Origin of the sequence: Streptomyces sp. MspMP-M5, from assembly GCF_000373585.1 — a bacterium.
Lineage (GTDB): Bacteria > Actinomycetota > Actinomycetes > Streptomycetales > Streptomycetaceae > Streptomyces.
Genome location: NZ_KB891951.1, coordinates 129,436 through 142,895, shown reverse-complemented (window position 1 = coordinate 142,895; position 13,460 = coordinate 129,436). Strand labels below are relative to the sequence as shown.

The following is a 13,460-nucleotide window of genomic DNA, read 5'->3' as shown; positions in this document are numbered from 1 at the left end:
CCAGTGGCTTCCCTCCCCGCGGTCACGCCCTCCCCGCTCTTGGATCTCGCCCGCTGCGCGGCGGTCTTCCTGCCCTCGGATCCGCCCCGGCTCGGTCGGGTCGCCTTCTGGCGCCCGGACGGTGCACCGGTACCGGACACCTCCCCGTACGGCGCGCCCGAGGGCAGCGGCGCGCACCGGCCCGCACCGGAGCAGCTGACCGTCGCCCTGCCCACCGGGCCGGACGACGACGAAGCAGTGGACAGGAGCGGCGACGGCGACGGCATCACCGTGTGCGCCGTACCGGCCCTGGTGCTGCCGGTCGCCGCTGCGCTCCCCGTGCTCACCCGGATACGGGGCGGCCGGCACACCCATCCGGCCGCCGCCTTCTGGGGCGCGGCCGCGCTGCTGGCGTTCCGCATCGCGGCCCACGGCCGGCTGCTGCCCGGCCTCAGTCCCACCGACCACGACGCCTGGCGGGCCGGCCCGCTGGACCCGGACGACACGGCGCGGCTGCGCGAGCTGGCCGCCGCGATGCCGCCGTACGCCCACGCCGCCCCGCTCCCCGGGAGCGGCCCGGTCCGGCTGCCGGAACCGGAGCGGCTGGTGCGGGCCTTTCTGGACGCGGTCGTCGACGGGCTTCCCCGTACACCCGCGGCCGAACTGGCCGCCGGCGGGCCGGCGTTCGCGGCGCCCGCCCCGCAGCACGTTCCGGAACAGCGCGCCTGGGCCGCGGAGATCGCCGCCGGCCACGACGCGGGGGTGCGGCTCTCGCTGCGCGTGGAGGTGCACGGAGCGGGCCCGGAGTGGACGGACGAACGCGATGCGCGCGCACCGGGGCCGGACCCGGAATCCGGTGCGGCCCCGGATGTCGCGTTCACTGCCGTCGTCCAGGTGCACAGCGCGGCCGATCCGACGGTGGTCGCGGACGCGGCGGAAGTGTGGTCGGGCACGGCTCCGGCGGGGCGGGCCTTCGGGCCGCGGGCGCGGACCGAGGCCCTGCTGACGCTGCGCCGGGCGGCCGCCGCGTGGGAACCGCTGGCGCCGCTGCTGTCCGCGGCGGTGCCGGACGCGCTGGAGCTGGCGGACGAGGAGGTCGCCGAGTTGCTGGGCCCGGCGTCCGGCGCGCTGGCCGCCGCCGGGGTGCGGGTCCACTGGCCGGCGGAGCTGGCCCGGACGCTCACCACACGGGCCGTGGTGGGCCTGCCCGACGAACCGGAGAACACCGCACACGGAACCGGGGCGGTGGCCGGCGGGCTGCCCTCGTTGGTCTCCGCGGACGCGCTGCTCTCGTTCAGCTGGCGGTTCGCCATCGGCGACCAGGAGATCGACCGGGCGGAACTGGACCGGCTCGCCGAGGCGCGGCGCCCGCTGGTGCGGCTGCGCGGCCGGTGGGTCCTGGTGGACCCCGAGGCGGTGCGCGCCGCCCGGGACCGCGAGGACCGCGCGGTCACCCCGCTCGACGCCCTGGGCGCCGCGCTCACCGGCACCGCCGAGGACGGCGACGGACAGCGGGTGGAGGTCCTGGCATCCGGCCGGCTCGCCCGGCTGCGCGACCGCCTGGCCGACCCCGAGCGCACCGAGGACCCGGCGCTCGGCCCGCCCCCGGGGCTCGCCGCCACCCTGCGCGACTACCAGGTGCGTGGCGTGAGTTGGCTCCACCGGATGACCTCCCTCGGCCTCGGCGGTTGTCTGGCCGACGACATGGGCCTGGGCAAGACCCTCACCCTGATCGCCCTGCATCTGCACCGGCAGACCACTTCGGAGTCGGCCGGGCCCACGCTCGTCGTCTGCCCCACCTCCCTCATGGGCAACTGGCAGCGGGAGGTCGAGAAGTTCGCGCCGGGGACGCCGGTGCGCCGCTACCACGCCGGGCGGCGCAGCCTGGCGGACCTCGCGGACGGGGAGTTCGTCCTCACCACCTACGGGACGATGCGCCTGGACGCCGCCAGACTGGCAGGGGCCGGCTGGGGGCTGGTCGTCGCCGACGAGGCGCAGCACGTCAAGAACCCGTTCTCGGCCACCGCCCGGGCGCTGCGCACCGTTCCCGCCCAGGCCAGGGTGGCGCTGACCGGCACGCCGGTGGAGAACAACCTGTCGGAGCTGTGGGCGATCCTGGACTGGACGACGCCAGGGCTGCTGGGGCCGCTGGGCCGGTTCCGGCGGCGGCACGCGCAGGCCATCGAGGGCGGCGCGGCGGGGTCCCCGGAGGCGGCCGCCGCGGCGGAGCGGCTGGCCCGTCTGGTGCGGCCGTTCCTGCTGCGCCGGCGGAAGTCCGACCCGGGGATCGCACCGGAGCTGCCACCCAAGACGGAGACCGACCGGGCGGTGGCGCTCACGGGGGAACAGGCCGAGCTGTACGAGGCGGTGGTGCGCGAGGGCCTCGGCGAGATCGCCGGGACGGACGGGCTGGCGCGGCGCGGCCTGGTGGTCAAGCTCCTGACCTCGCTCAAGCAGATCTGCAACCACCCCGCGCACTACCTCAAGGAGCCGCCCGGCGGGCCGGACGCCGGGTCCGCGCGGTTCGCCGGGCGGTCGGGGAAGGCGGAGCTGCTCGACGAGCTGCTGGACACTCTCCTCGCCGAGGGTGCGGGCGTCCTGGTGTTCACCCAGTACGTACAGATGGCGCGGCTGCTGGCCGGCCATCTGGCGGCGCGCGGGGTGCCGGCCCAACTCCTCCACGGCGGGACGCCGGTGGCCCGACGGGAGGAGATGGTGCGGCGCTTCCAGGAGGGCGAAGTGCCGGTGTTCCTGTTGTCGTTGAAGGCGGCGGGCACCGGCCTGAACCTCACCCGGGCCTCCCATGTCGTGCACTTCGACCGCTGGTGGAACCCGGCGGTCGAGGCGCAGGCCACCGACCGGGCCTACCGCATCGGGCAGACCCAGCCGGTCCAGGTGCACCGGATGGTCACCGAGGGCACCGTCGAGGACCGGATCGCCGCCCTGCTCGCCCGTAAGCAGCGGTTGGCGGACGCGGTCCTCGGCTCCGGCGAGGCGGCGCTGACCGAACTCACCGACGCCGAGCTCGCGGACCTGGTGGCGCTGCGCGGGAGCGACCGGTGAACGGGAGGACGACCAGGGACCACGGGACAGGCAGAAGGGCGGCCCTTGTGTACGGGGACGGGCTGCTGGAGGGGGACACGATGAACAGGGACGCGGCGGAGCACCACAGGGAAGGCGGGGACGCGGTGTACGGGAGCGGGGCCGGGGCGGCGGTGCCGGAGCGGACCTTCGCGGCGCTGCCGGTGACGCGCGGCCGGGGCTTCGCGCGCACCTGGTGGGGTCAGGCGTGGCTGAAGGCACTGGAGGACACGGCCCTGGACGGGAAACAGCTGAAGCTGGGCCGCCGTCATGCGCGTGCCGGGGCGGTCGGCGCGGTCTCCGTGCGCCCCGGCCGGCTGACCGCCGTTGTCCAGGACCCCGACCACACCGCGTACCGCTCCGACGTGCTGCTGCAGCAGCTGAGCGCGGCGGACTGGGACCGGCTGCTGGACGTCGTCGCGGACCGGGCCGGGCACCTGGCGGCCCTCCTGGACCGCGATATGCCGCCGGTCCTGGTGGAGGACGCGGCGGCGGCCGGCGTCGAACTCCTGCCGGGCATCGGGGACCTGGAGCCGGAGTGCGGCTGCGAGGCGTGGGACCACTGCGCGCACGCGGCGGCGCTGTGCTACCAGGTGGCGCGGCTGCTGGACCAGGACCCGTTCGTGCTGCTGCTGTTGCGCGGGCGGGGCGAGGAGGAGCTGCTGGACGAGCTCCAGCGGCGCAGCGCGGCCCGGGCCGAGGCGGCGGCCGGGCCGGCCGGTCCCGCAGGCGGGGAGGAGGCGGGCGTGCCCGCCGCCGAGGCGTACGCGGCGCGGGACGTCCTGCCGCCGCTGCCGCCGCCCCCGCCGCCGGTCACGTCCCCCGGCCCGGCACCGGCGCTCGGCGGGGGCACCCCGCCGGCGCCCGGAATCGCGGCGGACGCACTGGAGTTCCTCGTCGCGGACGCGGCGGCGCGCGCCCGGCGGCTGCTGGCGGAGGCGCTCGCGCCCGAGCACGCCGACGCCCCGCCGACGCCCGCTCCGGCGCTCTCCCAGGACGCGGTGCGGCTGGCCGCAGCGGGGCCCGGGGCGGCCGTCGCGGCCCGCCTGGCGGACGGCACGGGCCGCGGTGCACGGGGCCTGGCGCTGGCCGTTCGTGCCTGGCGGACGGGCGGCGCGGCCGGGTTGGCGGCTCTGGAGGAGGAGTGGATGCCGACGCCCGAGGTGCTGTCCCGTGTGCAGGACCGGTTGGCGGCCGCCTGGGAGGACGAGGCGTCCCGGCCGCGGCTACGGGCCGCCGGGAACCGCTGGACCGTGGTGGGCGGCGGCACCCAGCTCCGCTACGGGCGCGACGGCCGATGGTGGCCGTTCCGCAAGGAGGCCGGCCGGTGGGCACCGGCCGGGCCGGCCGCGGACGATCCGGCGGCGGCGCTGGCCGCCCTCGCGGCGGACGCACCGGGCGGGTTCTCGTAGGGGAATCCCGCCGCGATGCGAGAAACGTCACGTTTGATCAGACCTTGACACCCATTGGTCATTTCGGGTCGGCGCCAATGACAGGATGGGACCGAATCCGCACCCTTTTCATGCGATTCATTCCGCGATGCTGCCCGCCCGGCTCCCGCTGTCCAGGCTTGCGGCGGCACGCGTCCCGTATGTCCGCCGTTCGACCGTTCCGACGGTCGGACCGAACCGACCGTTAGGGCCCCGTCCTGCCATGCCGCTCGCCTTCCTGCACCGCCTGCGCGACCGTACGCCGCACAGCCTCCAGCCCGCCCTCCCCCGCGGGGCGGGCGCGCTGGACCTGTGCGTCAACGATCCCGTCGGACTGCCGATGGCCGGGGTGGCGATCTCCGTCCGGGACGCCGACGGCCAGGAGGCGACGGCCGGCCGGACCGACCCCAACGGCCGGCTGACCGTCACCCTGCCACCGGGCGACTACCGGCTCCTGGTGACCTGCGACGGCTTCAGTCCGGTCCGCTGCGAGGTCCGGCTGGCGGCCGGCGAACGGACCGCGCCCCGCCCGATCACCCTGGAACTGGCGCCGGCACTGCCGCTGCCCGACGCCGGCCAGTGGCGCCTGGACCCCGACCACAGTGCCATCCGCTTCACCGCCCGGCACATCGGACTGGCCGAGATCCACGGCCGGTTCAACCGCTTCGAGGGCGGCCTGTGGGTCGGCGAGCGGATGGCGGACTCCCGGGTCGAGGTGACCATCGACGCGGCGAGCATCGACACCGGCGTGCGGATGCGCGACGACCACCTGCGTTCGGCGGAATTCCTGGACGTCGCCAGGTTCCCCCATCTCCAGTTCGCCGGCGAGCGGTTCGTCCACAAGGGAGGCAGCCGGTGGGCGGTGCAGGGCGTGCTCCATCTGCACGGCGTCAGCCGCACCGTCCAGTTGGACACCCGCTACCTGGGCATCGGCACCGGCATCATGGGCGAGACCCGCACCGCGTGCCAGGCCGTCACCGAACTGCACCGCGAGGACTTCACCCTGGACTGGCGCAAGATGCTGGCCAGGGGCATCGCCGCGATCGGCGCTACGATCCGGGTCGAGCTGGACATCCAGGCGGTCCGGCCCGAGTAGCCACCGCAAGGAGAGGTCGAACCCCATGACCGGCCCGTCGCCCCAGCCGCCGCTCGCCCAGGCGCTCGCCGCCGGACCGGTCGTCCTCGACGGCGGTCTCTCCAACCAACTGGAAGCCCAGGGCCACGACCTGAGCGACGCCCTGTGGTCGGCCCGACTCCTCGCCGAGGAACCGGAAGCGGTGGTACGGGCCCACCAGACGTACTACGAGGCGGGCGCCCAGGTCGCCATCACCTCCAGCTACCAGGCCACGTTCGAGGGCTTCGCGCGGCGCGGCATCGGCCCGGAGGAAACCGCCGGGCTGCTGCGCCGCAGCGTCGAGCTGGCCCGCGAGGCAGCCGCCCGGGCCCGCGCGGGCGGCGTCACCGGACCGCTCCGTGTCGCCGCGTCGGCGGGCCCGTACGGGGCGATGCTGGCGGACGGCTCCGAATACCGCGGCCGGTACGGGCTGTCCGTGGACGCGTTGGAGCGCTTCCACCGGCCGCGCCTGGAAGTCCTGGCCGCCGCCCGGCCCGACGTGCTCGCCCTGGAGACGGTGCCGGACGCGGACGAGGCGCGGGCCCTGCTGCGGGCCGTGCGCGGCCTCGGCGTCCCGGCCTATCTCTCGTACAGCGTCGCCGGCGACCGCACCCGCGCCGGGCAGCCGCTGGCCGAGGCGTTCGCCCTGACCGCCGACGCGGACGAGGTGATCGCGGTCGGCGTGAACTGCTGCACGCCGGACGACGCCGACCGGGCGGTGGCGCTCGCCGCCCGGGTCACCGGCAAGCCGGTCGTGGTCTACCCCAACAGCGGGGAGCGCTGGGACGCCACGGCCCGCGCCTGGCGCGGCAGCCCCACCTTCACCGCGGACCGGGTGGCCGGCTGGGTCGCGGCGGGCGCCCGGCTGATCGGCGGCTGCTGCCGGGTCGGCCCGGACGCCATCGCGGAGTTGGCGACGGCACTGGGCCGCTGACCGGGGCGCGGGAAACCCGGCGGCGGCCTGGTCTCCGCGCGCCCGAGACGGGCACGACGAGCCCTCACGGCCTCTCCCCGACCACCGCACCGCCTCAGACCAGCGGCTTGGTGAGCTTCTTGGTGCCGCTGCGGTTGCCGGTCAGGCTGCACACCACGGACTTGACGCCCAGCTTGTAGCCGTGGACGGTCGGGAACTGAACGTAGGTGCCCCCGGCCGTCCCGGCGGGCTGCTTGGCCGCCTTGTCCGGGAGCTCGATGGAGCACAGCGCGGACGCCTTGTCCTTGATCTCGTTCTCGGAGGCCAGGCCGCGCGGCAGGGTGTAGACGAAGACGACCTCGGCGTCGTGCGGGCCGTTGCAGGACGCCGCCCGGTTGTTGCCGCCGTTCCCGCCCGGCGGGATGTCGAAGCAGTCGCCCGTCTTCAGCGTGTAGAACGGCGCAGTGCGGCCCGTGGGTGCGGACGGGGAGGTCTCCGGGCCGGTGGGGGTCGTGGAGGCGGACGGCGTCGGGGAGGCGGAGTCGGAGGCCGAGGGGGTGGCGCTCGCCGAGGCGCCGGTGCCCGGCCGGGCCTGAGTGCCGCCGCCGTCACCGCTGTTGGCCCAGACGACGCACCCGACGACGAGCGCCACGACGAGCACGCCGGCGCCGATGATCAGCGCGATCGCGGTGCCGTTGCCACCGCCGGAGGGTGGCGCGGGCGGCTGCTGCCAGCCACCGGGACCGCCGGACGCGGGCGGGCCGAAGCCGCCGGCGGGCGCACCGTACGGGCCGGCCGGCGGCTGCCCGGCCTGCGGGGCCGAGGGCCCGTAGCCGCCCGGCCCGTAACCCCCCGGCCCCGGCTGCTGCCCGCCGGGCCCGTAGCCGCCTCCCGGCGGGCCAAAACCGCCCGGCTCCCCCTGGGGCGGCTGGTGCGGCGGCTGGTTGGACGGCGGGGGCGGGGGAAAGCTCATGGCGGAAGTGATCGCTTCTTTGATGGGGAGTCAAGGACGCGGTGACCGATCTGGACCGTTCCGAGGCGAAACATCCACCCCTGAGGCCACCGTTGGTGCTCCACGGCCCGGGACGGACGGCCCTGGGCCCTGGTCGCCCGGACAGACCCTAACGTGCCCGACGTGTACGCCTCACTGCCCGGAGGTGCTCCATGTTCACCGACCTTCCCCTGGACGAACTGCGCCGCTACCGCCCACCGCTGCCCGAACCCCCCGGTTTCGACGCCTTCTGGCAGCGCACCCTGGACGAGGCCCGCGCCCACGACCTCGCCCCCCGGTTCACCACGGCCGACACCGGCCTGACCCGGCTGCACACCGACGACGTGGAGTTCACCGGCTTCGGCGGGCACCGGATCCGCGGCTGGTTCCTGCGACCGCGCACCGCCGCCGGGCGGCTGCCGTGCGTGGTGCAGTACCTCGGCTACGGCGGCGGCCGACTGCTGCCGCACAACTGGCTGCTGTGGCCGTCGGCCGGCTACGCCACGCTGGTCATGGACACCCGCGGCCAGAGCGGCCCCGACCGGCCCGGCGACACCCCCGACCCGGTGGGCGCCGCGCACCCGGGCGTACCGGGCAAGCTGACCCAGGGCCTGCTGGATCCCGACACCTACTACTACCGGCGGCTGTTCACCGACGCCGTACGGGCCGTGGAGGCGGCCCGCGGCCACCCGGCGGTGGACGCCGAGCGGATCGTGGTCGCCGGCCACAGCCAGGGCGGCGCCCTCGCGCTGGCCATGACCGGGCTCGTCCCCGGGCTCGCCGGCGCACTGATCGACGCGCCGTTCCTCACTCACATCCGGCGCGCCCTCGACCTCACCGACCAGGGGCCGTACGGCGAACTGGCCCGCTACTTCGCCGGCCAGCGCGGCCACATCGACACCGCGCTGCACACCCTCGACCACTTCGACGGCCTGAACTTCGCGGCCCGCGCCACCGCCCCGGCGCTCTTCGGCACCGCACTGCGCGACGAGATCGCCCCGCCGTCCACCGGATTCGCCGCCCACCACCACTACGCGGGCGACAAACGGCTGGAGGTCTGGCGGTTCAACGCCCACGAGAGCGGCGGGGGCGCCCAGCGGACCGCGGAAATCCGCTTCCTCCGCGAGCTGTTCGGCGGCTGATCCGCACCGGCCGCGCGTGTCGTCCACAGGCCGCCCGCGGCCCGCGGCCCGCACATTACGATGCGGCTGCACGCCGGGGCCCTGAGCGGCCGGGAGCCCCGGATCAGGGCCTGGCACCACCGGCCGCGGAGGGAGGTGCCCGATGGGCGCACAGGCGGCCGGACCGCTGGTCGTCGGCGTGGACAGCTCGACGCAGTCCACCAAGACGCTGGTCGTGGACGCGGAGACCGGCGAGGTGCTGGCCCGGGGCCAGGCACCGCACACGGTCGGCGGCCCCGGCAAGGAGAGCGATCCGCGGCAGTGGTGGCAGGCGCTGGGCGAGGCACTGGCCCGATGCGGTCCCGCCGCGCGCCAGGCGTCCGCGATCTCCGTCGCCGGCCAGCAGCACGGGCTGGTGACACTGGACGCGGCCGGCGAGCCGGTGCGCCCGGCACTGCTGTGGAACGACGTCCGGCCGGCCCGCGAGAGCGCCCGGCTGATCGCCGAGGGCGGCGGCCCGCAGGCATGGGCGGAGCGCATCGGGAGCGTGCCGGGCCCGGCGTTCACGGTCGCCAAGTGGGCCTGGCTGCGCGCCCACGAGCCGGACGCGGCGGCCGCCACCGCCGCCGTCCGGCTGCCGCACGACTACCTCGTCCAGCGGCTCACCGGCCAAGCCGTCACCGACCGCGGCGACGCCTCCGGCACCGGCTGGTGGGCGGCGTCCACCGGGGCGTACGACGCCGGGACCCTGGAGCGGGTCGGGCTGACGCCCGCGATGCTGCCGCGGGTCGCACTCCCCGGAGAAGCGGCGGGCAGCGTACGCACCGACGAACTCCCGCTCCCGCACGGCGCGTTGGTGGCCGCCGGGACGGGCGACAACATGGCGGCGGCGCTCGGCCTGGGCCTGCGCCCCGGCCAGCCGGTGCTGAGCCTGGGCACCTCCGGCACGGTGTACGCGGTCACCACCCGCCGGCCCGCCGATCCGACCGGCACCGTCGCCGGCTTCGCCGACGCCCGCGGCGACTGGCTGCCGCTGGCCTGCACACTCAACTGCACACTCGCCGTGGACCGGGTGGCGGCGCTGCTCGGCCGCGACCGGGAGGCCGTCGAGCCGGGCGGCGGCGCCGTGCTGCTGCCCTTCCTGGACGGCGAGCGGACGCCGAACCTCCCGCACGCCTCGGGCCTGCTGCACGGCCTGCGCCACGACACCACACCCGGCCAACTGCTCCAAGCCGCCTACGACGGCGCGGTGTTCACCCTCCTGCGGGCCCTCGATCAGGTGTCGGGGCCGGAGACCGCGCCCGGTGCGCCACTGCTGCTGATCGGCGGCGGGGCCCGCGGCAGCGCCTGGCGGGAGACCGTACGGCGGCTCTCGGGCCGCCCGGTGGTGGTGCCCGAGGCCGGCGAACTGGCCGCACTCGGCGCCGCGGCGCAGGCGGCCGGGCTGCTGCTGGGCGAGGATCCGGCGGCGGTGGCGCGCCGGTGGGGCACGGCCCGCGGCGCGGAGTACCCGGCCCGGGAGCGGGACGACGCCGCCTGGGCACGGCTGACGGCCACACTGGCGGACGGAGCGGCGCTGCTCGGCGGCTGACGGCGGCGCCCCGCACCTGCACCGCCGGAATCACCCCGGCACACTTTGCCCAGCACCGAAAAAACCTAAACTCTTTCCACGGAAACTTATATCCATGCCACCCCATCGAGCGATTGTGCGGATAAAAACAGCGCCACTATCTTCGATGCGGCGGCGAGCTGCCGGGGCATATTTCTGACGCCCTCCCGGTGTTCCACGCCGCAGCCTCCACGAGATGGGTGACATGGTGACGATTGCCGGCGAAACGCTGTCCGGAAACGCCGAAGAGAGCCAGAATTCCAGCCTCAGTACCACCGCCGCGCGGAATCTGGCGACGACCACCAAGACCGCACCGCAGATGCAGGGCATCACCTCCCGCTGGCTGCTGCGGCTGCTGCCCTGGGTGCAGGTCTCGGGCGGCACCTACCGCGTCAACCGACGGCTCGCGCACACCGTCGGCGACGGGCGGATCGACTTCGCCATCGACGGCGGCTCGGTCGCGATCATCCCCGAGGAGCTGCGCGAACTGCCCGCGCTCTGGGAATTCACCGACACCGAGGTCCTCGCGGCGCTCGGCGAAAGGTTCACCCAGCACGAGTACGCCCCCGGCGAGGTGATCGCCCAGGCCGGCACCCCGCACGACCGGGTGGTGCTGATCGCACACGGCCGGGTCGACCGGATCGGCACCGGCAAATACGGCGACGAGACCGTCCTCGACGCGCTGGCCGGCGGCGACCACCTCGGCGACGCCGCCCTCAACCACACCGACGGCCAGTGGGAGTTCAGCTACCGCGCGGTGACCCGGGTGACGGTGATGACCCTGGCGCGCGAGGCCGCCCGGGAGGTCGTCGACCGCTCCCCCGCGCTGCGCGACCACCTCGCGTCGGTCGCCGACGGCGACGCGCCGGCGACCGACGCCGGCGGTGAATCCGCCATCGCCCTCTCCTCCGGCCACCACGGCGAACCCGCCCTGCCCAGCACGTTCGTCGACTACGAGCGGTCGCCCCGGGAGTACGAACTCAGCGTCGCGCAGACCGTGCTGCGCACCCACACCCGCGTCGGCGACCTCTACAGCGACCCGATGAACCAGGTCGAGGAACAGCTCCGGCTCACGGTGCAGGCCCTGCGCGAGCGCCAGGAGCACGAGATGATCAACAACCCCGGGTTCGGGCTGCTGCACAACGCCGACCTCAGGCAGCGCGTCCGCACCCGCAGCGGCCCGCCCACCCCCGACGACCTCGACGAACTCCTCGCCACGGTCTGGAAGGACCCGGGCTTCCTGCTGGCCCACCCCAAGGCGATCGCCGCGATCGGCCGGGAGTGCAGCGCCCGCGGCCTCTACCCGGACGCGGTCGACGTCATGGGCCACTCGGTGCCGTCCTGGCGCGGCGTGCCGATCTTCCCCTGCAACAAGATCCCGGTGACGCAGGAGGGCACCAGCTCGGTGCTGCTGCTGCGCACCGGCGAGGAGAAGCAGGGTGTGGTCGGGCTGCACCGCAGCGGAATTCCCGATGAATACGAACCGAGCCTCTCGGTACGCTTCATGGGCGTCGACGACCAGGCCATCGTGAACTACCTCGTCAGCGCCTACTATTCGGCGGCCATTCTCGTACCCGATGCACTCGGCGTCCTGGAAGACGTGGAAATCGGGCACTGAGCGGAATACCGGGAAACAACTACCGCACCGCGCGGGACGGTAGTGCCTCCCGCCGCCCACTTCTCCGTTCTTTCCCGCGCGTTTTCCGGAATTTGCGCACCGAGACTCCCGCACCGATCGGAACAGGTGACCGTTCACCATGACCACATCCGTGGACCCCACGTCCGGCCCGCAGACCGAGGGCACCGACCAGCACCGGTCCAGCCTCGACACCGCGGCCGCCCGCAACCTGGCGACCACGACCAAGACCCCGCCGCAGATGCAGGGCATCTCCTCGCGGTGGCTGCTGCGGGTCCTGCCCTGGACACAGGTCTCCGGCGGTACCTACCGCGTCAACCGGCGCCTGACCCATACCCTCGGCGACGGCCGGGTGGAGTTCGTCACCGAGGGCACCGAAGTCCGGGTCATCCCCCAGGAGTTGCGCGAGCTGGCGCCGCTGCGCGGCTTCACCGACGACCCCACCCTCCAGGAGCTGGCCGGGCGGTTCGCCCAGCGGGACGTCGTCCCCGGCGACGTCCTCGCCGAGCGCGGCACGCCGACCGACCAGGTGATCCTGATCGCCCACGGCAGGATCGAACGGGTCGGCACCGGCAAGTACGGCGACGAGACGGTGACCGCGCTGCTCACCGGCGGCGACGCGGCCGGCGACGCGGCACTGCTCGGCGCCGACGCCGAGTGGGAGTTCACCCTCCGCGCGGCCACCCGCGGCACCGTCCTCACCCTCTCCCGCGGCGACTACGAAGAGGTGCTGGGCCGTTCGGCGGCACTGCGCGAGCACGTCGAGAGCTTCCGCACCGCCCTCGTCCCGGCACAGAACAAACACGGCGAGGCGGCCATCGAACTGGCCGCCGGCCACGTCGGCGAGCCGACGCTCCCGGGCACGTTCGCGGACTACGAGCGGTCGCCGCGGGAGTACGGACTCAGCGTCGCGCAGACCGTATTGAAGATCCACTCACGGGTCGCCGACCTCTACAACGACCCGATGAACCAGCTGGACCAGCAGCTGCGGCTGACGATCGAGGCGCTGCGCGAGCGCCAGGAACACGAGCTGGTCAACAACCGCGAGTTCGGCCTGCTGCACAACGCCGACCTCAAGCAGCGCATCCACACCCGCAGCGGCCCGCCCACCCCCGACGACCTCGACGAGCTGATCTCCCGCCGCCGCAAGACACAGTTCCTGCTGGCGCACCCGCGGACCATCGCGGCCATCGGACGGGAGTGGAACGCCCGCGGCATCTACCCGGCGACCACCGAGATCGAGGGCACGCCGGTACGAGCCTGGCGCGGCATCCCACTGCTGCCCTGCAACAAGATCCCGATCAACCCGGACCAGACCAGCTCGGTCCTCGCCATGCGCGTCGGCGAGGAGAACCAGGGCGTGGTCGGCCTCCACCAGACCGGCATCCCCGACGAGTACCGGCCCGGCCTGTCGGTGCGGTTCATGGGCATCAACGACCAGGCCGTCATCAAGTACCTGGTCAGCGCCTACTACTCGGCGGCGGTGCTGGTGCCGGACGCGCTGGGCATCCTGGAGGACGTCGAGATCGGACGCTGAGCGAACGGGACCGGGGGAAACGAACCGGACCTGAAACCCCGTCACCCGG

The 13,460-nt window shown here is 74.7% G+C and carries 9 protein-coding genes; 8 read left to right on the top strand and 1 reads right to left on the bottom strand.

The features are described 5' to 3' along the window. Positions 1 to 3 precede the first annotated feature (3 nt). The 4 genes from B073_RS0136370 (at position 4) to mmuM (ending at position 6,538) form a co-directional block, all read left to right on the top strand. Positions 4 to 3,042: a DEAD/DEAH box helicase gene (locus B073_RS0136370; protein WP_018542981.1), complete on the top strand. Its 3,039-nt coding sequence runs from the start codon at positions 4 to 6 to the stop codon at positions 3,040 to 3,042. Positions 3,043 to 3,122: 80 nt separating this feature from the next. Continuing rightward, positions 3,123 to 4,472 (top strand): SWF or SNF family helicase, encoded by a 1,350-nt coding sequence (locus tag B073_RS0136365; RefSeq protein ID WP_234025251.1) that lies wholly within the window; start codon positions 3,123 to 3,125, stop codon positions 4,470 to 4,472. Positions 4,473 to 4,713: 241 nt separating this feature from the next. Continuing rightward, a complete protein-coding gene (locus B073_RS0136360) occupies positions 4,714 to 5,586 on the top strand; it encodes a YceI family protein (protein WP_018542979.1) in 873 nt (290 codons plus the stop codon). A gap of 25 nt (positions 5,587 to 5,611) precedes the next feature. Further along, positions 5,612 to 6,538, top strand: a complete 927-nt coding sequence (gene mmuM, locus B073_RS0136355; RefSeq protein ID WP_018542978.1) for a homocysteine S-methyltransferase — start codon at positions 5,612 to 5,614, stop codon at positions 6,536 to 6,538. Between the two features lie 94 nt (positions 6,539 to 6,632). On the opposite strand, the gene B073_RS0136350 is transcribed toward mmuM, so the two are convergent. Beyond that, complete coding sequence (locus B073_RS0136350; RefSeq protein ID WP_018542977.1) at positions 6,633 to 7,490, bottom strand: hypothetical protein; 858 nt, start codon at positions 7,488 to 7,490, stop codon at positions 6,633 to 6,635. Positions 7,491 to 7,681: 191 nt separating this feature from the next. Here B073_RS0136350 and B073_RS0136345 point away from each other — a divergent pair, with 191 nt between their 5' ends. The 4 genes from B073_RS0136345 to B073_RS0136330 all read left to right on the top strand — a co-directional run bounded on the left by B073_RS0136345 (position 7,682) and on the right by B073_RS0136330 (position 13,411). Continuing rightward, positions 7,682 to 8,650: an acetylxylan esterase gene (locus tag B073_RS0136345; protein ID WP_018542976.1), complete on the top strand. Its 969-nt coding sequence runs from the start codon at positions 7,682 to 7,684 to the stop codon at positions 8,648 to 8,650. 142 nt (positions 8,651 to 8,792) lie between these two features. Beyond that, positions 8,793 to 10,220: a xylulokinase gene (gene xylB / locus B073_RS0136340; protein WP_018542975.1), complete on the top strand. Its 1,428-nt coding sequence runs from the start codon at positions 8,793 to 8,795 to the stop codon at positions 10,218 to 10,220. A 223-nt stretch (positions 10,221 to 10,443) separates the two neighbouring features. After that, positions 10,444 to 11,856, top strand: a complete 1,413-nt coding sequence (locus tag B073_RS0136335; RefSeq protein WP_018542974.1) for a family 2B encapsulin nanocompartment shell protein — start codon at positions 10,444 to 10,446, stop codon at positions 11,854 to 11,856. Positions 11,857 to 11,995: 139 nt separating this feature from the next. Further along, positions 11,996 to 13,411, top strand: a complete 1,416-nt coding sequence (locus tag B073_RS0136330; RefSeq protein ID WP_018542973.1) for a family 2B encapsulin nanocompartment shell protein — start codon at positions 11,996 to 11,998, stop codon at positions 13,409 to 13,411. Positions 13,412 to 13,460: the final 49 nt, after the last annotated feature.